This is a genomic window from Ruegeria sp. YTSA075 (genome assembly GCF_059610245.1).
Genome location: NZ_JBXWNG010000001.1, coordinates 227,865 through 249,137, shown reverse-complemented (window position 1 = coordinate 249,137; position 21,273 = coordinate 227,865). Strand labels below are relative to the sequence as shown.

The window sequence follows — 21,273 nt, the reverse complement described above, 5'->3', positions numbered from 1 at the left end:
TCAAACCTCGATCATTTTCGGGCGGCGGCGTTCGAACCACATGACAACCAGTAGGCGCGTTACGAAGATCGCCGTGAAGACTGAGGTCAGAATGCCCAGCCCCAGTGTGATCGCAAATCCGCGGACCGGCCCGCTGCCCATGGCAAACAGGATCACGGCGGTGATGAAGGTGGTAACATTGGCGTCCACAATGGCCGACAGCGCCTTTTCATAGCCCAGCTCGATCGCACGCGCCGGGCCTTTGGCGGATTTCAGTTCTTCTCGGATTCGTTCAAAGATCAGCACGTTGGCGTCTACCGCCATACCCACCGTCAGAACGATGCCCGCAATACCCGGCAGGGTTAGCGTGGCTCCGATCAGGGACAGAAGGCCGAACAGAAGGCCTACGTTGATGATCAGCGCGATGTTGGCGAAGAGACCAAACAATCCGTAGCTGAGCGCCATGAAGGCCAGCACTGCCACAAAGGCCACAATGGTTGCGACCTTACCCGCATCAATACTGTCTTGGCCCAGCTCGGGACCGATTGTGCGTTCTTCCAGAAAGACCAACTCGGCCGGCAGGGCACCTGCGCGCAGCAAGATCGCTAGGTTGGTGCTTTCCTCAACGGTGAAATTGCCGGTGATAATCCCCGATCCACCCGGGATGTGGCTTTGGATGACGGGGGCCGAGATGACCTCATCATCCAGCACAATCGCAAAAGGCGCGCCGATATTGTCGCGAGTGTAATCACCAAACTTCCGGGCACCTGAAGTGTTAAAGCGGAAGCTGACGGCCGGGCGACCGTTCTGGTCGAAGGAGGGCTGCGCATCTACCAGTTCCTCACCTGTTACAACCGGCGCGGATTCGATGATGTATATTCGTCCACCCTCTTCGACCGAAGGCACGACCGTCTGACCAACTCCTACAGGCTGGTCCAAACTGTTCGCAGGCCCTACCACCGGGTTAAAGGTCAGCTGCGCCGTGGTTCCTATGATATCCTTCAGCTCTCCGGCGCTGCCGATCCCCGGCACCTGGATCAGGATACGATCCGAACCCTGACGTTGAATGGTTGGTTCACGGGTGCCGACCTCATCAATCCGGCGGCGCACGATCTCAAGCGATTGGCGCACGGTGCGGTCGTCCGAGGCCAGTTTTTCAGCCTCAGACAGTTGCACTATGATCGTGTCCCCATCGGCGCGGGCCTCGATATCCGTGGCACCTACTCCGGTCAGGGTTTGCACCTGGCGGGCCAATCCCCGAACAACCTCCAGCGCGCGGGGCATGCCTTCGGGCTGGCTGATGCGTACACGAATCTCTCCGGGCGCTGCATCCTGTCTGCGGATCGTGCCAACAGTGGCCCGTTCATCCCGCAGCACATCGCGGATTTCAGGCCACATCGCTTCCATCCGCGCCTCGTAAACATCTTCGACCTTCACTTCGGCCAGCAGATGCGCGCCACCCCGAAGATCAAGGCCCAGATTGACCAGCGACGACGGCAGCCAGTTCGGCCATAGCGCGGCATCAGCCTGGTTGTCTGGCGTATCCGCACCCAGTTCGATGGCGGCTTTGGCGTCGTTCGAAAGCTCGACCCGCGTGTAGAACGCATTCGGCAGGGCCAAGAGCAGGCCGGTCACGCAGACCAGCCCGATCAGAACCCGCTTCCAGGTATCAATTTGCAGCATAACCCTGCCTTTTCAAGGGGTTGTCAGGCGAATTTATTTCGCAGGTTCAGTCTTGTTCAGAACTTGAGCGATGGTCGACTTGACCACGCGAACCTTGACGCCCTCGGCGATCTCGACCTCGATCTCGTTCTCGCCTTCCTTGACCTTCGACACTTTGCCAATCAGACCGCCCTGAGTGACAACCTGATCACCGCGACGCACCGCTTCGACCATGGCCTGATGTTCTTTCATCTTCTTTTGCTGCGGACGGATCAACAGAAAATACATGATCGCGAAGATCAGGATCAGCGGGAGAAACTGGGCGATTGCGCCACCTTCCATGGGATATTCCTTTGCTTTGTGCTGCGGTACCGTTCCGCAAATTTGGCGGGAACCTATGCGCTGATATGCCTGTTTGCAAGCAAAGGCGGCGGTGTGACCCACCTGCACTGCCTTTGCCGCCCCAAAGACGGAACAGAGCGTTGCAGATATGCCCTAGGAACACGAGGTATCTTGGGTATAGTTGGCCCTAGGGGGGCGTGATGAGATTTCTCTACAAATACTTGCAGCTACTGAAGCTTTTGCTATCCACGCTGCTGCTGATCACCATTCTATCCACCGCAGGACAGGCGCAGGACGCCCCCGCTGAACCGTCGGAGACTGATGCGGATAGCTCTGAAGTGTTCAAGGCGCCTGTGGTCATCGACGGCGATCCGCTTTTCTTCCTGCGCGGCTCCTCTGCCCTGCCCGCCAATGAACGGGCTGAGCGGGTCCAGAACAGGATCATTGAAATCGCTGAATCATCAGAAAGCCTGAATGTCGAGATCACCTATCGGGACAGCGAGCTCGGAACTGAGATTCTTGCAGATGGCGTTATTGTGTCCGTGGCAACCGAAGCGGATGCTGAACTGGACCAGATGGAGATCGATATTATCAGCGTGTTGCAGGGAGATGCGATCCGCGAAGCAATCGTCACCTATCGCGCCAGCCGAAGCGATGAGGCCCGCGTTTCGGGCGCAATCGAGGCGGCGGGATGGACCTTTGGGTTTGTCGTCTTCATTGTGTTTATCCTTTGGCTGCACCGCCGGATCAGGCGGCGTACGCTGGAGATCGTACAAGGCTATTTGAAAGACGTCGAAACCGTGACGGCCAAAAGCGTACAGGCCGAAGCGATTGCCGCCCTGATCCGCTATGGTCTGAACTTTATCCTGCTGGTCCTCTTCTTTCTGGGTTTTTACTATTACCTGTCCTTCGTGCTGCTGTCGTTTGCCGAGACACGGTACTTTGCCCAATTGCTGCTGACCTACCTGACCGAGCCGGTCCTGCTGATCTTCCGGGGCATCGTCAGCTACATTCCCAACCTTATCATGCTGGCGCTGATCACATGGATCACGCTTTATATCATCCGGGGGATGCGGGTGTTTTTCGACGCGGTCGAGGCCGGTTCTTTTGAGATGAAAGACTTCGAAAGGCACTGGATCAATCCAACCTTCAACATCGCCCGTGTTGTCATCGTGCTGATCGCGCTGGTCTTTGCGGTGCCCTATATTCCTGGCTCGGATTCGGCAGCCTTTCAAGGGCTGACCATCCTGGTGGGGGCCATGCTGTCGTTGGGCGCGAATTCGGTCGTGTCGAACATGCTGGCCGGGCTGTTTGTGATCTATCGCCGCTCCACATCGATCGGGGACCGTATTCAGATCGGTGATCACATTGGCGACGTGGTTCAGATCAAGCTGATGGAAACCCATCTGAAATCCATTAAGAACGAATTGATCTCGATCCCCAATTCCCAGCTGATGAATTCGGATGTGGTGAATTTTTCCAAGAAGACCGATGGCAGCGGCCTGTTGCTGCATACAACGGTTGGCATCGGATACGAGGAGCCGCCCGAAAAGATCGAGGCGATGCTGATCGAAGCCGCGCATCGCACCAAGAGCATCAAAACAAAGCCAGAGCCTTTTGTGTTGTGGACCGCGCTGGCTGACTATGCGATCAACTATCAGATCAATGGATATACCACGCGCGGCAGCATCATTCCGAAGATCAAATCTGATCTGCACCGTAACATCGTGGCTGTGTTCAACGAGAACAACGTCCAGATCATGACACCGTCGTACATCGCCGATCCGCCAGAACCCAAAATTCCGACCGAAGGGTGGGACGGGCATCTGGCGCATGAAGAAGATGGGGATGAAAAGACTTAGGCGGAAATCGCTTAACCGGTGCTACACCCTTGCCGCCATATGGTGCATAAGCGGCGTTAGTGATTCACGCAGTAAGGATCTGAACCATGCACGACATCCGCGCCATTCGCGAAAACCCTGCCGCTTTCGACGCCGCCCTTGCGCGCCGTGGGGACGCGCCGGTGTCGTCAGATCTGCTGCGGCTGGATGAAAGTCGCCGCGCCAAGATTCTGGCCGCAGAGACAGCTCAGGCCGAACAGAACAAGGCCAGCAAAGAGGTCGGCGCCGCCAAGGGCCGCGGGGATGAGGCTGAATTCGAACGCCTGCGCGCGCTTGTGGCTCAGAAAAAGGCCGAAATCGCCCAGATGCAGAACGAGGCCAAGGATCTTGACGCCCTGCTGACCGACCAACTGGCCCGCATTGCCAATCTGCCCGCTGACGACGTACCGCAGGGCGCAGATGAGGATGACAATGTCGAAGTGAACCGCTGGGGAAACCCGCGCAACTTCGAGTTTGACCCGAAAGAGCACTATGACATCCCCGCCGTTGCCGCCGCGATGGATTTTGAAACCGCCGCCAAAACCAGCGGCAGCCGCTTTGTAAACCTGTCCAAAGGCGTGGCGCGCATTCACCGGGCACTGGCCCAGTTCATGCTGGACACCCATATCGACCAGAATGGGCTGACCGAAATGCAAACCCCCGTTTTGGTGCGGGATGAGGCGATGTACGGCACCGACAAATTGCCGAAATTCGGTGACGACAGCTATCAAACCACCAATGGCTGGTGGCTGATCCCCACCTCTGAAGTAACGCTGACCTATTCGGTGGCCGGTGACATTCTGGACGAATCCGCCCTGCCCATCCGCATGACCGCCCACACCGCCTGTTTCCGGTCCGAGGCCGGCAGCGCCGGTAAGGACACCGCCGGTATGCTGCGCCAACACCAGTTCGAAAAAGTCGAAATGGTCTCGATTACCCATCCGGACAAATCGGATGAGGAACAAAAACGCATGCTGCGCTGTGCCGAGGATCTGCTGGAACAGTTGGGCATCCCCTATCGCACCGTCGTTCTGTGCACCGGCGACATGGGTTTTGGCGCGCGGCGCACTTTTGATATCGAAGCGTGGTTGCCAGGTCAGAACACCTATCGCGAAATCAGCTCGGTCTCGACCACCGGGGATTTCCAGGCCCGCCGCATGAACGCCCGTTTCCGCCCCGATGGGGGCGGCAAGCCGGAATATGTGCACAGCTTGAATGGCTCTGGGCTGGCTGTGGGCCGCTGCCTGATCGCCGTACTTGAAAACGGTCAGAACGAAGATGGCAGCGTCACCTTGCCAAAGGTTCTAAGCCCCTATCTGGGCGGTAAGCTGACGCTTCAAACCGACGGGACACTGGCATAAAAAACCGGCGCTTCGCTAAGCGCCGGTCTTTCAGACAAATGGGCGAAGAGGGTTCACTTCTTCGCCTTTTTCTTATCTTTTTTCTTATCTTCCTTCTTGCTGTCTTTCTTACCAGCGTCTTTCTTTTTATCGTCCTTTTTGGACTTCTTGTCCTTCTTGGACTTGGCCTTCACCTTGTCCTTGGCTTTCGAAAACGCGGCCTCCATCTCGGCGCGTTTCTTGGCAGCCTTCTCAGCCTTTGCTTTTGCTTTGGCCTTTTTCTTTGCCTTCGCCTCGGCAGCTTCTGCAGCGGCTTTTTCCTCGGCGGCTTTCTTCGCGGCCTCTTCCGCACGTTTTTCGGCGGCAGCGGCAGCGACTGTTTTGCGCGCAGCGGTCTTTGGGGTCGCAGGTTTGCGGGCTGCCGGTTTGCGTGTCGTAGCACGCCGCGTTGCCGGAGCGCGTTTCGCGGTGGCGGGTTTCGCGGCGATTGCTTCTTTGGCGGCAGCGATCAGAACAGCCGCGCGCGCCAGGCCAATTCTGGGGACCTTGACCAGATCTTCGGGCTTGGCCTTTGCCATGGCTTCGGCTGTCTTAAAGCCATTGGCTGCCAAGGCTGTGGCGAGCACGTCTCCCACACCTTTTACGTTGGTCACTGCGGTCATTATAGGTCCTTTCTCTCATTCCCTGCACATACGTATATACACCAGATATACAACCCTTCAAGTCACGAGGCCCACCTGCTGCGATCTCAACTGCTATGGGCCAGATTGGCCGTGTGCCCTTTCTTTGGAAAAGGCACGAGACGCTTTGCATCTTCGTCCCAAAGTTTCAGGTTCAACGCCGCCACCGCCTCGGGGAACTTGATCCGGCGCGGGGTGTATTCGGGCGGCAAATTATAGTGGCAGGCGCGCAACCGATATGACGGGATGCGGGCATTGAAATGGTGGATATCATGCAAGGTGATACAGGCCACAGCATTGTCGAACCACCATCCAAAGTCCAAAGCAGAAGATCCCTGTAGCGCCGCGATTTTAGGATCGAGATCAGGCCGCCGATCCCAATAGGTGTCTTCGAAATTGTGCTGAAGATAGACAAGGAACACACCCAGCATTCCGCCGATAAACGAAAACACAAGCCAGATCAGAATGCCCGTTGTGCCTGCGATCAGCCAGAGTAAACCCAGAAACACGATGATCGACAGGTTATGCAAAAGAACACCCGTTACGCCGAACCGCACAGTGTTCTTGGGCCAGCGATAGCGGATGAAGTAGGTGAACAACGCCCCGACCGGCACAAGGATGAACGGGTTGCGATACAGGCGATAAAACAGGCGTTTCTTCCAGTCTGCTTCAGACCACTCCCGCAGGGTCATCGTGTGGATTTCTCCGGTTTCACGGTGTTCCAGATTGCCGATCCCCGAGTGATGCAGATTGTGGTTCTGCTTCATCACCTCGAACGGGGCGAAGGTGAACGGAGACAACCCATGTCCCGCCCATTCATTCTGTTGCCGTGTCTCAAACAGTGAATGATGTCCGCAATCATGTTGCAACACGTACAGACGCACGGCTGAGAAGGCAAAAACGATCCCCGCCGGGACCATGATATACCAGCGATCCACAAAGCCGATCGCCAGAGCCAGCGATGCAAAGTACACCGCAAAAGTTCCGAAATAGCTTAACGCTGCCAGCCTATTATCCTGAACGGCGTATTGTCTTGTATATTCCCTCAGATCCATCCAACGCGCTCCCCACGAGGCCCGGTTAAATTTGAACCAAAAAATAGGCGCGACTTGCACATGCACAAGCCACGCGCATGAAACATATGCGCGCAGTAGAATGCTAGCGCGGGGAAAAGGCGCTGTCACGCCCTCAGGCTAAAAACACTGAAAATTGGCGCAGTTACGCCTTGCCCTTGAGATGTTTGGCCAAAGCACCGGCGTTTTTCTTGCGCCGTCCCTTATATGGGTTCTTGTCGCCCTGCCCCCGCAGGGTCAGGCGGATCGGCGTGCCGGGCATATCAAAATCCTCGCGCAGGCCGTTCACCAGATAGCGGGTGTAGCTGGCGGGCATCTTGTCGGGATGTGAACACATCACCACAAATCCAGGCGGGCGGGTCTTGGCCTGGGTCATGTAACGCAGCTTGATCCGACGCCCCTGGGGCGCTGGTGGCGGGTGCTGTTCCAGCATCGCGGTCAGCCAGCGGTTCAGCGCCGCGGTGGGTACACGCCGGTTCCAGATGTCATGCGCACGCAGGATCGCGGCGCGCAAGCGCTCAAGCCCGCGACCCGTCTTTGCCGATACGGTGATCAACGGCGCACCGCGCAGTTGCGGCAGCAAACGCTCAAACGACTCCTTGAGGTCACGCAGTTTGTCCTGCTTGTCCTCTTCGATATCCCATTTGTTGACGGCAACCACCACGGCGCGCCCTTCACGCTCGGCCAGATCAGCGATGCGCAGGTCCTGCTGTTCAAAGGGAATCGCTGCGTCCAGAAGAACCACCACGACCTCGGCAAACTTGACCGCGCGCAGGCCATCCGAGACCGAGAGCTTTTCAAGCTTTTCCTGAACCTTGGCCTTTTTGCGCATCCCCGCCGTGTCGAAAATCCGCATAGGAGTGCTGTCGCCATCGGGATCGGCCCAGTCAATCCGCAAGCTGATCGCGTCGCGGGTAATCCCGGCTTCGGGACCGGTCAGCAGGCGGTCTTCACCAATAATCTTATTGATCAGCGTGGATTTACCCGCATTCGGGCGACCTACCACGGCAACCTGCAAGGGCTTCGCCGCAGTGATCAGAGGTGTTTCGCCCTCTCCATCCTCATCAATTTCGATATCGGTTTCGGGCGCGTCATCCTCGGCCTTTTCCTCAGCCGCATCTGCCAAGGGCATCAGTTGAGCATAAAGGTCCGTCATCCCCTCGCCATGCTCTCCTGATAGGCGCACTGGCTCACCCAAGCCCAGATTGTATGCTTCCAACACACCCGCATCCGCCGCCGAACCTTCGGCCTTGTTGGCAGCCAAAATCACGTGTTTCGAGCGTTTGCGCAGGATCTCCGCAAACATCTCATCCGTCGGGGTCAACCCCGTACGCGCGTCGATCATGAACAGGCACACATCGGCCATATCCACCGCACGTTCGGTCAAACGGCGCATTCTGCCCTGAAGGCTGTCATCGGTCGCATCCTCAAGGCCGGCCGTGTCGATCACGGTGAACCGCAGATCGCCCAGCCGCCCTTCGCCTTCGCGCAGGTCGCGCGTCACGCCGGGCTGATCGTCGACCAAGGCCAAACGCTTGCCCACAAGGCGGTTAAACAGGGTGGATTTGCCCACATTCGGGCGCCCCACGATGGCGAGGGTCAGTGACATGTTCTCAACTTTCAAGACTCAAGATGCGCCCTTTAGCGCATCTTTAGGTCAACGGAAAGCGTGTAGATCACCCTTGGTCGAAACGACATACAATGTCTGGTTGGCCACAACAGGCGTTGTTGTTGCGCCACCCGGCACCTCGACCTGATTAATCAGCGATCCGTCAACCGGATTGAAGAACCGCAGATAGCCATCATTGGAAGCCACCACAAGACGCCCACCGGCCAAAATCGGGCCATAGTGGGCCACAATCGGCCCGCGCCGTCCTGGGCGATCTTTCACAAAGCCCGGAAGGTCATGCGCCCAGATGACCGAACCGTCAGCAGCACTCAGGCGTACCAACTGGCTGCGGTCACTGATCAGAAAGACGCTATTGCCTGCAGGCCAAACCGTATCGACCGCGCCTTCATCTGCTGTCCAATTCCGCTCGCCCGATGCGGCGTCAAACGCAACCGTGCGGCCCGAGTGATTTCCGATGTAGATCGTATCGCCGACCACCATGGGTGATCCCGTGACGTCCACAATCTGAGCAGCAGCCCGCCCCCGGCGCCCACCAGCAACCGAGGCGTTCCAACGGCGGATGCCACCGCGTCGGAAGGTGGCCGCGATGTCCCCTGATCCGAACGCAAACACCGAAAGGTCCGAGGCAATGACGGGCGCAGGCGCACCCAGAACATTGCCGACGCTCGGGGTGCCCTCGATCTGCCAGGCGATGCGCCCATCCTTGGTTGAGATGGTCCAGCCGGTTTCGTCGCCTGCGACCAGATATAACAGCCCATCCGACACCAAGGGCGATCCACTACCTGTAGCGTTCAGGCGATTCTGCCAGCGAACGGCGCCACTTTTGGCGTCCAACGCTGTCAGACGGCCAAAACCGGATGACACGTAAAGAACCCCATCCGCATAGGCCATGCCACCACCCGTGGCATCGCCGTCTTTGTCGGTGGCAGGGATAAGATCCGCAGTCCAAGCGATCTGCCCCTGGGGCGTCACCGCCGAAACGGTGCTGGCCGCATCAAGCGTATAGATCAGGCCACCGGCAACAACGGGCTCGGCAGTGATGCGCTGCTTGCGCGAGTCGCCCGCGCCGATCGAAGTCGACCACACCCGTTGCGGGGTGGCGCGCAACGCGGCATGGGTTGTCCTGAAGGCTGGCGTACCGGGGCTTTGCGACCAGCTGCTGTTCGCGGTTTGCGCAGGCAGGCTGATGGGCTGTGACCCTTGCGTTTCCACAGTTTCGGTATCGGAAGCGGGCCGAATGTCTTCGCGTGCGCCGGGCAGGATAATCTCGGGCTCCTGGCATGCAGCCAGCGTGGTCAGGGCAATCGCCGCAGCGGGCAGCCCCATGCGGGAGAAAAAATTTGTTACCATATCAATCCGAACTCGCCTGTCCTTTGTCTTCCCGTCAGCTTAGCCCTGTTGTGCCACCAACGGGTCCGGATCGCCACCCAAAGCGGTGATCAATTGCGTGGCACGCTGCTGCATATCGATCCCGATCTCGGCATCCTGTCGCAGCGCTTGCAGACGATCCAGCGCCGCATCCACATTGCCTTCGGCAATGTCGATCAACGCCAATTGTTCTTCCGCCAACAAACGCAGCGGTGCACCCGGAGCGGCCAACGCTTCAAACTGCAAACGCCGATCCGCGACTGGCATCGTATCTGTCTGCAGCAAAAGCGCCTTGAAGCTTGCAATGGCGCGATAGATTTCCGGCAGATCACCTTGCACAGCGATTGCATTCAGGCTGGATACTGCATCCGTCTCAGAACCGGCTTCGATCTGCGATGCGGACAGCAACATATTTAGAACCGCCTCACCACCCGCAGATTGCGGCTCAATCCCCTGCAAACCAGCAGCCCGCGCGGCGGAATCATTCTCGGACAACGCCGAAAGAATCTCATCCCCGAGCAACTGCGCCCGGGCAGTCTCGCGCGCTTTGCGAACCTCGTTAAAGGCCGCACCACCCACGATCAGAATGACAGCAACAACACCAACCCAGCCCCAGCGGCGCAACAGCAGGTACATCCGGTCGCGCCGGACCTCTTCTGTGACCTCATCGATGAAACTGTCAGTATCGCTCATCCCTGCCCCCGGGCTGTTCTATCTTGCATTCGTGCGCCATGTCATACCCCGCCACCACGGCCAAGCCAAGAGCCGGATTTTGCACGATCTTGCAGTAAGAGTCCGCCCTTGCGAAAAAAAGTGAACCGAACTATTCAGTTCAGCGTAGAAAATCCACATGCCACCCCCCATCTACAGGCATGAATGTCAGATATTTTCTGATGCGGAACTCTGGGAGTACCACTTTATGCGGTTGATTTCATTCATCAACGCCCTTCTGGTGATTGTTGCCTTGTATTTTCTGGTTTTCGAGCGCGACTCGTTGTTTGCATTTGCCGGGCGCGACGACGCGAATGCACCTGCCTCTGAGGGTGAAAACCCCGACGGCACCGCCGCAGCCGACGACGCGGTGCGCGTGGTGGCCATCCGCTCACAAGCGCGCGAGATCGACAGCGCTGTTCTGCTGCGTGGTGAAACACAAGCGAACCGTCAGGTCGAAGTGCTGGCCGAAACCACATCGACCGTTGTGTCAGAACCCAAGCGGCGCGGCACCTTTGTCGAAAGCGGCGATCTGCTGTGCGAACTTGATCCTGGCAGCCGCCCTGCAAGCCTCGCCGAGGCCATGGCCCGGAAGTTGGAAGCAGAAAGCCGTGTGCCCGAATCCGAGGCGCGGTTGGAAGAGGCGCACGCCCTAGTTGCCGAAGCGCAAATCAACCTGACCGCGGCTCAGAAGTTGTCAGAAACCGGGTTCGGATCAGAGACCCGTCGTATTTCCAGCGAAGCTGCGATGAGTACCGCCGAAGCCGGTATCAAATCCGCCGAAGCGGGGTTAGAAGCCACCCGCGCGGGTATCGAGGCAGCCTCGGCAGTGGTCGAAGCCGCCGAGCGTGAGATCAAACGCCTGACCATCGAAGCCCCGTTTCAGGGCCTGCTGGAAAGCGACACCGCGGAACTGGGCAGCCTGATGCAGCCTGGCTCTCTTTGTGCCACGGTAATTCAGCTGGACCCGATCAAGCTGGTCGGGTTCGTGCCCGAGACCGAGGTCAACCGCGTACAAGTTGGCGCCGAGGCCTCCGCACAACTGGTCACGGGCCGACAGGTTGAAGGTCGCGTGACATTCCTCAGCCGTTCGGCGGACGAGACCACCCGCACCTTCGAGGTGGAAATCACCGTGCCCAACCCGGACCTGACCATCCGCGATGGCCAAACCGCCACGATTCGCATTGCCGCCGAAGGGGCCAAGGCGCATTTGCTGCCTCAGTCGGCCCTGACGCTGAATAACGAGGGCCAATTGGGCGTTCGGACGGTCGGAGCGGGGAATATTGTCGATTTTGCACCCATCCGCGTGCTGCGCGACACGGCCGAGGGCGTTTGGGTTGGCGGATTGGCAGAAACCGTTGATATTGTCGTTGTCGGACAGGAATTCGTGATCCGGGGCGTCACTGTTGCCCCAACCTATCAGGAAGTGTCGCAATGACAGGTGTTGTCGCATGGGCCGCTGATCGGGCCCGAATGGTTCTGGCCTTTATCGCCATTTCACTGGTCATTGGCGGCTTTGCCTATGTGAATCTGCCGAAAGAAGGCGAGCCGGATATTGAAATCCCGGCCCTGTTTGTCTCGGTCCAGTTTCCGGGCATTTCCGCCGAGGATTCCGAAAACTTGCTGGTCAAGCCAATGGAGACGGAACTTGCTGATCTTGACGGTCTGAAAGAAATGACCGCCACGGCTGCCGAAGACTATGCCGGTATCGCGCTCGAATTTGATTTCGGGTGGGACAAAACCGCGATCATGGCCGATGTACGCGATGCCATGAACAGCGCACAGGCCGAGTTCCCTGAAGGGGCCGAACAATATTCACTGTTCGAGATAAACTTTTCAGAATTCCCGATCGTCATCGTCAACCTGACCGGCGCGGTGCCGGAGCGCACGATGGCACGCGTTGCCAAAGACTTGCAGGATGATTTGGAAGCCCTGGATTCGGTGCTCGAGGCCGGGATCGCCGGAAATCGGGACGAACTGCTGGAAGTCATCATCGATCCCTTAAGACTTGAGGCCTACAACGTTACCGCGGCTGAGTTGATCAATGTTGTTCGAAACAACAACCAGCTAATCGCTGCGGGTGAAGTCGACACGGCACAAGGCACATTCTCGGTCAAAATCCCGTCGTCATTCAAAACCGCACAAGACGTTTATGGCCTGCCGATCAAGGTCAATGGCGACCGGGTTGTCACCTTGGGCGAATTGGCCGAGATCAACTATACCTTTGAAGATCGCGAAGGAACGGCCCGTTTCGACAATGTGCCAACCGTCGCTTTGCAGGTGGTCAAACGCAAAGGGTTCAACCTGATCGACACCGTCGATCAGGTCAAAGCCGCTGTGGCCGAGGCGCAAAGCAAATGGCCGCCTGAATTGCGAGCCGCGGTTGATGTGGGCACATCCAATGACCAAAGCCGCATTGTCGGCTCGATGGTCAGCCAATTGGAAGGCTCGGTTCTAACAGCGATTGCGCTGGTGATGATCGTCGTGCTGGCCTCGTTGGGCTCTCGTGCGGCCCTGCTTGTGGGTTTCGCGATCCCGACGTCGTTCCTGCTGTGTTTCGCATTCCTTGCGGTGATGGGCGTCAGTATTTCGAACATCGTGATGTTTGGCCTGATCCTGGCCGTGGGTATGCTGGTGGACGGCGCAATCGTGGTGGTCGAATTCGCGGACAAGCGCATCAAGGAAGGCGTTGGGCCGATGCATGCCTATGTGCAGGCGGCGCAACGCATGTTCTGGCCTATCGTCTCGTCAACCGCCACAACGCTTTGTGCCTTCCTGCCGATGCTGTTCTGGCCCGGCATTCCAGGTGAATTCATGGGGATGCTGCCGGTCACCCTGATCTTTGTTCTGTCAGCCTCGCTGATCGTCGCGCTGATCTACCTGCCGGTGATGGGCGGCGTGTCGGGACGGCTGAGCCGTATCTTCGACCGTTCGTCCAACTGGTTGCGCGCGCGTACGCCATGGTGGTTGCGTGCTGTCCTGGTTGCGCCGTCATTCTACCTTGTGTTCCTGGGGGCTATGCAGGTCCTGAACCCGGGATACCTGCTGCCGGTTGGTGGATCATTTGCCGGCGCCGTGCTGATGATCTTTGGCGCATTTGCCGGGTCAGTAACCTTGGGCGCGGCCAAGATCGAACGTGCCCCCGACACCACCGTTCATACAGCGAAAGAACACACACCCTTTGGCTACGCGATTAAGTTCCTGGTCGGCAATCCGATCATGCCGATCGTCTCGATCGTCGCAGTAGGATTTGCTGTTATGATGGTTGTCTCGTATTTCGGCGAAAACAATCGCGGTGTTGAGTTCTTCGTCGAAAGCGAACCGGAACAGGCCACCGCCTTTGTGCGCGCGCGCGGGAACCTTTCGCTTGATGAAAAGGACGCCATGGTACTCGCTGCCGAACGGGTTATCTCTGCGCATCCGGCGGTCATCAACGTGTTCTCGTTCGCGGGGGAAGGTGGCCTGAACCAGAATACTGGCGGGGCCGACGCGCCGGCGGATACCATTGGTCGAGTTCAATTCGAGATCATCCCATGGGAAGATCGCCCCAATGTACACGAACCTATTCTGGGAGGCCTGTTTGACCGCCATTCCGTCGCCCCCGAATATGACGGCGACTTTGTTCTGGAAGAGCTGAACGCCCAACTGGCCGAGCTGCCGGGGTTTGTCGTCGAAATAGCGGCGCTCGAACAAGGCCCCGCCTCGGCCAAGCCCGTGCATCTGCGGATCAAGGGTGACAATTGGGACAGCTTAAACGCAGCTACCAACGCCGCACGCGCGCAGTTCGATACGACACCTGGCCTGATCAAGGTTGAAGACACGCTGCCCCTGCCCGGCATCGACTGGCAGATCGATGTGGACGTTGCCAAAGCGGGCCGCTTCGGTGCCGATGTGGCGACCGTTGGAGCGATGGTTCAGCTTGTCACACGTGGCATTCTGCTGGGTGAGATGCGCCCGGACAGCACGGATGAGGAGATCGAAATCCGCGTTCGCCTGCCCGAGGAAGACCGGGTCCTGTCCACACTGGATACATTGAAGGTTCGTACTCCTGACGGGTTGGTGCCCTTGTCGAACTTTGTCACGCGCCAACCAGTGCCCAAACTGGCAGAGATCAACCGCATTGATCAGGAACGTTACTATGACGTCAAAGCGGATGTTGAACCGGGGCTGAGCAAACTGTTTGTGGACAGCAATGACGGCACCGAACAGCGTCTGGCTGTGGTCCGCGCGCTTGAGGATGGTGCAGAGCCCACCGCATCAACCCTGACCATGCCGGATGGCAAGCGGTTCGATCTGGTGATGCTGACGGGTGCAGCTTCGGTTGACGAGCTGCGCACAGCCATCGACGATGGTGATGCGCGGACCAGCCTGATCAACCCGAACGAGCGGATCGCGGTTCTGACCGAGTGGCTGGACACCAGCCCGTTCGATCCCGCGATCAGCTGGGAATGGACCGGCGATCAGGAGGACCAGGCCGAATCCGGCGCCTTCCTGATGAACGCCTTCGCCGGTGCCTTGGGTCTGATGTTTGTGATCTTGCTGGCGCAGTTCAACAGCTTCTACAACTCGATCCTGGTTCTGCTGGCCGTGGTCCTGTCCACCACCGGGGTGCTGATCGGGATGCTGGTGATGGAGCAACCCTTCTCGATCATCATGACCGGCACCGGGATCGTGGCGCTGGCGGGGATTGTGGTGAACAACAACATTGTTCTGATCGATACCTATCAGGAATACAGCCGCTATATGCCGCGCATTGATGCAATTGTCCGCACGGCCGAGGCCCGGATTCGCCCGGTTCTGCTGACCACCCTGACCACGATGGCGGGCCTGACGCCGATGATGTTTGGCCTGTCTCTGGACTTCATCAATGGCGGCTACACAATCGACAGCCCAACCGCGCTGTGGTGGAAGCAGCTTGCCACCGCCGTGGTCTTCGGGTTGGGCATCGCAACTGTTCTGACACTGATCGTGACACCTTCGATGCTGGCACTGCGGGTGTGGTTTACCACCTACGCGATCTGGTTGGGCAGAGTGCTGGCACGTGTAACTGCGGGCCACTCCAGCCAGATTGCGCAGGATATGGCCATCGGACGCAGCGCGCGCGCCATGCAAGCAACCGAGCTTGTCTGGACAGATCCGCCCGCACCGGATCACGATACGCCAGAGGCACCGCCCGGTGCCCCGTTGAAAGCTGCGGAATAAGTCAAAGGGGCCGGATCATCCGGCCCTTTTTTGTTGCGCCCGACAACAGCTAAGCAACGATACTATCAGGCAGCCTGAGTGTCGGATTGCTGGCGGCTCCAAAGCTGCGCGTAGCGCCCTTCCCGTGCCAGAAGCGCATCATGCGCACCCTGTTCGACAATCTCACCGCTTTCCAGAACCACAATCTGATCCGCCTCGGCAATCGTGCTGAGCCTATGGGCAATGGTAATGACCGTGCGGCCCTCACCCGCGCGGGCCAGGGCATCCTTGATCTCTTGCTCGGTGTCCGTATCCAGGGCCGAGGTCGCCTCGTCCAGCAGCAGGATGGGCGGGTTCTTAAGCAGCGTCCGGGCAATGCCAACGCGTTGCTTTTCACCACCAGACAGTTTCAACCCGCGCTCACCAACCTTGGTATCATACCCCTCGGGCAGAGAGATTATGAATTCATGTATCTGCGCTGCGCGGGCGGCTTCTTCCACATCTGCCTGCGTCGCGCCATCCCGACCATAGGCGATGTTGTAGCGGATGGTGTCATTGAACAGGACAGTATCCTGCGGCACCACACCGATAGAGGCATGCAGGCTGTCCTGTGTCACATCGCGCACATCCTGGCCATCAATCTTCAGCGATCCGCCGGTAACGTCGTAAAACCGGAACAGCAGACGGCCTATCGTCGACTTGCCCGAGCCGGTCGCACCCACAATGGCCACTGTCTGCCCGGCCGGGACGGTCAAGGACACACCTTTGAGGATTTCGCGTTCAGCCTCATAGCCGAAACGCACATCCTGCAAGGTAACCTCACCCCCGTTGACCTGAAGGTCCGGCGCTGCTGGCTTGTCTTCAACCTCGGCAGGTTGTTCCAGCAGATCGAACATCTGCCCCATATCAACCAAAGACTGCCGGATTTCACGATAAACAGTGCCCAGAAAGTTCAATGGTACGGTGATCTGGATCATGTAGGCATTCACCATCACGAAATCACCCACGGTGAGTGAGCCGTTTTGCACCCCGATGGCGGCCAACACCATGACACCGATAAGACCGCAGGTGATCAGGAAGGACTGTCCGAAATTCAGAAATGCCAATGAATAGGCCGTTTTCAACGCTGCACCGGCATAGGCTTTCATCGACACATCGTATCGCTCAGCCTCACGCGTTTCCGCGTTGAAATACTTGACGGTTTCAAAGTTCAACAGGCTGTCGATGGCGCGCTGGTTCGCTTCGGTATCCTGATCATTCATCTCGCGCCGCAGCTTTACGCGCCATTCGGTGACAGCAAAGGTAAACCAGATATAGAGTGCGATCGTCACGGCCACGACGACCAGATACCAAACGTCAAACAGCCACATCAGGATGATGGCGACCAGCAACAGTTCCAGAATCAGCGGCCCGATTGAGAACAGCAAGAACCGCAGAAGAAAGTCGACGCCTTTAACACCACGCTCGATAATGCGGCTGAGCCCACCGGTACGGCGCGAGACGTGATAGCGCATCGAAAGCTGGTGGATATGCTGAAACGTCTCCAGCGCCAGCGCACGCAAGGCCCTCTGACCCACCGGCGCAAAGGCTGCATCTCGTAGCTGCTGAAAGCCCACCGTCAGCATCCGGGCAACACCATAGGCGACGGTCAACCCGACTGCGCCCAGCGCCACGGGCGGCACCCCTTCCCCGGCCAGTGCATCGACCGCCCCTTTGTACAGGATCGGCGTGTACACAGCGATCAGCTTGGCCAGCACCAGCATAGCCATCGCAATCACAACCCGGCGTTTCACCCAAGGCTCATCCTCGGGCCACAAATAGGGCGTGACCTTCCGGACCGTCCGCCAGCCCGAGCGGCGTTCGTCGATCTCGGCCATTTCGTCAGAAGTCATAGGGGACGTCCGTCTCATCACGTGCCTTATCTGCGGTCAGAGATATCGTCTGGCCCCAAAAGGGCCAGACGTTTTTTATTCGGGGATCGTAAAAATCTGCCCCGGATAGATGAGATCAGGATCACGGATCAAATCGCGGTTGGCATCGAACAGGCGCACATACAGGACGCCATCGCCAAAACGTTCACGCGAAATCGCCCACAAGGTATCCCCTTTTTGCACAGTAACCTGACGGATAGGGGGTGTTTCAGCGGCGGCGTCCGCGGTTGTCGCAGCGTCTGCCGCTTGCAGAACTTCGACAGGCTCGCGCTTGAACGGAGTCTCAAGGCGGCTGACAACGGTACCATCGGTGGCGACCTCATCCACGCGCAAGGTGTAGACACCAGGTTCAATCCCCTGCAACTCACCCCGCCAATTGCCACCTGCCTCTGGTGCGACATCCGCAACAAGACGGTTGTTCAGGTAAAGACGCACGGCGGAGCCGTCGGTGACCCGGCCTGTCAGCTGAACATCACCCGTATCGGAATAACCGATCGTATCCAGTTCCACCTGCTCTGGCGCTGTCGGTTCCGTCGAAGGAGATTGAACCAGTTCAACCCCTTCCTCGCCCGAGCGCAACACGGCCACTTGCTGATCATCTGATGTGGTTTCAGCCGGTGACGTGCTTTCGGCCGCAGCCTCAGCAACCGCAGACTGTTGGGGCTGTTCCCCGGCGTCTGTGGTGTCAGAGGCGTCAGACGAGTCCGGAGTGTCAGCCTCGTTGTCCTCGGGTGTTACCGCAGGATCGGCGCTGGCGACCTGCTCTTCTTCAACAGGTTTCGGCAGGGCCGCAATCAAGTAGTCGTCGGATTGTGCCGTGGTTTCTCCATCCGACGTTTCCAACACCAATCCCCGCGCGGCCTCACTGAACGGGATCGAAACAAATTCGGCAAACTGACCGGTATTGTCGACCGTAAAGCTGTGCACAGCTTCACCATCCAGCAAAACCCGAATCTCACTCCCGGGCTCGGCCTCACCCGACAGCAACGCATTGCCATCTTTCTCAACAAAGATCTGATCCAGGACAGGTGCGGCCAATTGCTGTGTATCTGCGACGGAGTTGTCTGCCTCGGTGTCAGCCGCGACCTCTGTCGAGTCGTCTGGTTCGGCAGGGGTGTCTGTCTCTGCCGTCTCGGTGTTCGGCTCTGCCGCTTCTGGCGCAGGGGTATCTGCCGCTTGTTCCTGAGGCACATCCGCTTGTTCCGGCGCGCGGCTAAAGGTGCCGGACAGGTATGCCCCACCTAAGCCCAACAGCGCGACTATTGCGACAACCACCCCCCAAATGAAATTGCCCGAACTTCCGTTTCCCGACTTGGCGTCCATTGTTTTCCTTTCACCCCGCAGCATAAACACATGGTTTCTGAATGTGTTCAGGCGGGCAGTTGAGCCAATTTATCAATCCCGCTATCACGGGTCAAAACCTCTGACACAACCCCGGAGCGCCAAATTCATGTTTCAGAAGTCTGTCTGTGTGTATTGCGGGTCACGCGATGGCGCTAACAAAGCCTATGCCAACGCGGCCCGATCGCTTGGAACTCTGCTGGCCGAAGAGGGCTGGCGCCTGGTCTATGGCGCCGGTGATGTCGGCCTGATGGGAGAGGTTGCGCGCGCAACCCAAACCGCAGGCGGAGAAACTTTTGGCGTCATACCCGTGCATCTGGTTCAACGCGAGGTCGGCAAAACCGACCTAACCCATTTCGTGATCACCGAAACAATGCACGAGCGTAAGAAAGTGATGATCATGAACGCTGACGCGGTGGTAGTTTTGCCCGGCGGCCCCGGATCGCTGGACGAATTGTTCGAAGCGCTCACATGGCGACAACTGGGCTTGCACGACAAACCCATTGTTGTGGTGAATGTGGATGGATATTGGGACGCTTTAAAAACGTTGCTGGATCAGGTCGTAGATCAGGGCTTTGCCGAACAGTCGCTTGCCGCGTTTGTCACCTGGGTCGACAGCGCCGATGCGGCAATAGCCGCCTTGCGCGAACAAATCTAACCGCACGCGGCACGGCTGGGCGGCATGCGCCGCCCAAACAGGGCTACGCTAAACGGTGTGTGGGCTTAAGACTCTGCCTCAAAACCTGTTCGACCTTGTGGAGCGGGTGGTTCGTCAGAGTCTTGTCAACCTCGGCCACAACTTTGGCCAGTACCTCGCTGTGCAACCGCCGACGCAGCAGACCCAGAACATGCGGGCTTGCGACCAGAACAAGGCGCTTATAGGCACCCTTCAGCCCTTTGCGGTTCAGCAGGGTCGCGAGTTCCTGCACAAACAGAGATTTGGCATGGGCCTTCCAAGATGGATCATTCAAGGCCGACTTCTGGTTGGGTCCGCCATCATTGCGCCGCCCTGCCCGGTCAGAAGGCGGTGCGGCGGGCATGTCTGTTTCTTCGACTGAAACAACAACCAGATTGGGATCTTCGGCATCGGTGATGTTCTCCATGAACAATGCCTTCTCCCCATCTGCGACAATGACCCAAGTTCCCTGTGAAAGTGCGACCATCGAGATCTCCTGTTATGATGTTCTTTGTGGCGCATCCCTCGTCAATCAGGCGGGGTTGGTTCCCACGTTGCCGGACGCATCCGACGCGTTGCCTGTCTGTTGGTATGTGGTTTGCGGCTCTCCCGGACCGCTTCACCTTAGGTAAGCATTGCAGGGCCGCATTCAATCCCGTCTCAGGATGAAACTTCGTTCATGAACGGTTTTTCGCAGCAAAAAGGCCTGCCGACGTCTCCGCCAGCAGGCCCTTGATGACCCTTTATCGGATCGTTGGGTCACATCCGCGATGCGACGTTTTCCCAGTTCACCAGATTGTCCAGGAAGTTCGACAGGTAAACCGGACGCTTGTTGCGGAAATCGATGTAGTAGCTGTGCTCCCACACGTCACAGCCCAACAGCGCGGTCTGACCAAAGCACAGCGGGTTCACGCCGTTTTCGGTTTTGGTCACGGCCAGCGATCCGTCAGCATTCTTGACCAGCCACGCCCAGCCAGAACCGAACTGACCGGCACCCGCGGCGCTGAACCGCGATTTGAACTCATCGACCGAGCCGAAGCTTTCAACCAGTGCTTTTTCCAGCTCACCCGGCATCGCGTTGCCATCGGGGCCCATCATCTCCCAGAACTGGTTGTGGTTCCACAGCTGGCTGATGTTGTTGAAGATACCGTTCTGCGCGACGGCGTTTGCATCGTAGGTACCTACGATGATCTCTTCCAGCGACTTGCCGTCCCACTCGGTGCCGGCGATCAGCTTGTTGCCATTGTCGACATAGGCCTTGTGGTGCAGGTCGTGGTGAAATTCCAGTGTTTCGGCAGACATACCCTTGGCTGCCAGCGCGTCATGTGCATAAGGAAGATCAGGAAGTTCAAAAGCCATGTCGGCCCCCTGTTGAAATGAATGTTGCGGTTTCCAAAGGTTAAATGCTTTGGCAAGCGCCGCAGGTCAAGAGCTGCGACAAGAAAACCCGGAGACCCGCGATGCTGACACAGGCGCGAA

Annotated in this window: 16 protein-coding genes; 5 read left to right on the top strand and 11 right to left on the bottom strand. The window is 58.1% G+C overall.

Features of this window, described 5'->3' with window-relative positions; genetic code table 11:
- Nucleotides 1-1,662, bottom strand: a complete 1,662-nt coding sequence (gene secD, locus AC2FGE_RS01300) for a protein translocase subunit SecD (protein WP_496817387.1) — start codon at nucleotides 1,660-1,662, stop codon at nucleotides 1-3.
- 33 nt (nucleotides 1,663-1,695) lie between these two features.
- Nucleotides 1,696-1,983: a preprotein translocase subunit YajC gene (gene yajC, locus AC2FGE_RS01295; protein WP_170449793.1), complete on the bottom strand. Its 288-nt coding sequence runs from the start codon at nucleotides 1,981-1,983 to the stop codon at nucleotides 1,696-1,698.
- A 200-nt stretch (nucleotides 1,984-2,183) separates the two neighbouring features.
- Here yajC and AC2FGE_RS01290 point away from each other — a divergent pair, with 200 nt between their 5' ends.
- Together AC2FGE_RS01290 and serS are read left to right on the top strand one after the other, a co-directional pair.
- Complete coding sequence (locus tag AC2FGE_RS01290) at nucleotides 2,184-3,845, top strand: mechanosensitive ion channel family protein (protein WP_496817386.1); 1,662 nt, start codon at nucleotides 2,184-2,186, stop codon at nucleotides 3,843-3,845.
- A gap of 86 nt (nucleotides 3,846-3,931) precedes the next feature.
- Nucleotides 3,932-5,224 (top strand): serine--tRNA ligase, encoded by a 1,293-nt coding sequence (serS, locus tag AC2FGE_RS01285; RefSeq protein WP_496817385.1) that lies wholly within the window; start codon nucleotides 3,932-3,934, stop codon nucleotides 5,222-5,224.
- Nucleotides 5,225-5,277: 53 nt separating this feature from the next.
- On the opposite strand, the gene AC2FGE_RS01280 is transcribed toward serS, so the two are convergent.
- The 5 genes from AC2FGE_RS01280 to AC2FGE_RS01260 form a co-directional block, all read right to left on the bottom strand.
- The gene (locus AC2FGE_RS01280; protein WP_496817384.1) at nucleotides 5,278-5,865 is read right to left on the bottom strand and encodes a helix-hairpin-helix domain-containing protein; all 588 of its coding nucleotides are present in this window, start codon (nucleotides 5,863-5,865) and stop codon (nucleotides 5,278-5,280) included.
- 86 nt (nucleotides 5,866-5,951) lie between these two features.
- Nucleotides 5,952-6,938 (bottom strand): fatty acid desaturase, encoded by a 987-nt coding sequence (locus AC2FGE_RS01275; protein ID WP_496817383.1) that lies wholly within the window; start codon nucleotides 6,936-6,938, stop codon nucleotides 5,952-5,954.
- Nucleotides 6,939-7,101: 163 nt separating this feature from the next.
- Entirely contained in the window at nucleotides 7,102-8,565 is a 1,464-nt protein-coding gene (der, locus tag AC2FGE_RS01270) for a ribosome biogenesis GTPase Der (RefSeq protein WP_496817382.1), read from the bottom strand.
- Nucleotides 8,566-8,613: 48 nt separating this feature from the next.
- On the bottom strand, nucleotides 8,614-9,936 hold the full coding sequence (locus tag AC2FGE_RS01265; protein ID WP_496817381.1) for a PQQ-like beta-propeller repeat protein: 1,323 nt from the start codon (nucleotides 9,934-9,936) through the stop codon (nucleotides 8,614-8,616).
- Nucleotides 9,937-9,975: 39 nt separating this feature from the next.
- Entirely contained in the window at nucleotides 9,976-10,647 is a 672-nt protein-coding gene (locus AC2FGE_RS01260) for a hypothetical protein (RefSeq protein ID WP_496817380.1), read from the bottom strand.
- Between the two features lie 226 nt (nucleotides 10,648-10,873).
- On the opposite strand from AC2FGE_RS01260, the gene AC2FGE_RS01255 reads away from it, so the two are divergent.
- Both AC2FGE_RS01255 and AC2FGE_RS01250 read left to right on the top strand, forming a co-directional pair.
- Nucleotides 10,874-12,103, top strand: coding sequence for an efflux RND transporter periplasmic adaptor subunit (locus AC2FGE_RS01255; RefSeq protein ID WP_496817379.1), 1,230 nt, complete (start codon nucleotides 10,874-10,876; stop codon nucleotides 12,101-12,103).
- Nucleotides 12,100-15,867, top strand: a complete 3,768-nt coding sequence (locus AC2FGE_RS01250) for an efflux RND transporter permease subunit (protein WP_496817378.1) — start codon at nucleotides 12,100-12,102, stop codon at nucleotides 15,865-15,867. The genes AC2FGE_RS01255 and AC2FGE_RS01250 overlap by 4 nt, the downstream gene beginning before the upstream one ends.
- A gap of 65 nt (nucleotides 15,868-15,932) precedes the next feature.
- On the opposite strand, the gene AC2FGE_RS01245 is transcribed toward AC2FGE_RS01250, so the two are convergent.
- Both AC2FGE_RS01245 and AC2FGE_RS01240 read right to left on the bottom strand, forming a co-directional pair.
- Nucleotides 15,933-17,738, bottom strand: coding sequence for an ABCB family ABC transporter ATP-binding protein/permease (locus AC2FGE_RS01245; protein WP_496817377.1), 1,806 nt, complete (start codon nucleotides 17,736-17,738; stop codon nucleotides 15,933-15,935).
- Nucleotides 17,739-17,813: 75 nt separating this feature from the next.
- Nucleotides 17,814-19,100: a LysM peptidoglycan-binding domain-containing protein gene (locus tag AC2FGE_RS01240; RefSeq protein ID WP_496817376.1), complete on the bottom strand. Its 1,287-nt coding sequence runs from the start codon at nucleotides 19,098-19,100 to the stop codon at nucleotides 17,814-17,816.
- Nucleotides 19,101-19,227: 127 nt separating this feature from the next.
- Here AC2FGE_RS01240 and AC2FGE_RS01235 point away from each other — a divergent pair, with 127 nt between their 5' ends.
- The gene (locus AC2FGE_RS01235) at nucleotides 19,228-19,776 is read left to right on the top strand and encodes an LOG family protein (RefSeq protein WP_496817375.1); all 549 of its coding nucleotides are present in this window, start codon (nucleotides 19,228-19,230) and stop codon (nucleotides 19,774-19,776) included.
- 43 nt (nucleotides 19,777-19,819) lie between these two features.
- Here AC2FGE_RS01235 and AC2FGE_RS01230 read toward each other — a convergent pair whose 3' ends face one another.
- Nucleotides 19,820-20,281 (bottom strand): baeRF12 domain-containing protein, encoded by a 462-nt coding sequence (locus tag AC2FGE_RS01230; protein WP_496817374.1) that lies wholly within the window; start codon nucleotides 20,279-20,281, stop codon nucleotides 19,820-19,822.
- A 272-nt stretch (nucleotides 20,282-20,553) separates the two neighbouring features.
- Nucleotides 20,554-21,153, bottom strand: coding sequence for a superoxide dismutase (locus AC2FGE_RS01225; RefSeq protein WP_496817373.1), 600 nt, complete (start codon nucleotides 21,151-21,153; stop codon nucleotides 20,554-20,556).
- Between the last annotated feature and the right edge of the window lie 120 nt (nucleotides 21,154-21,273).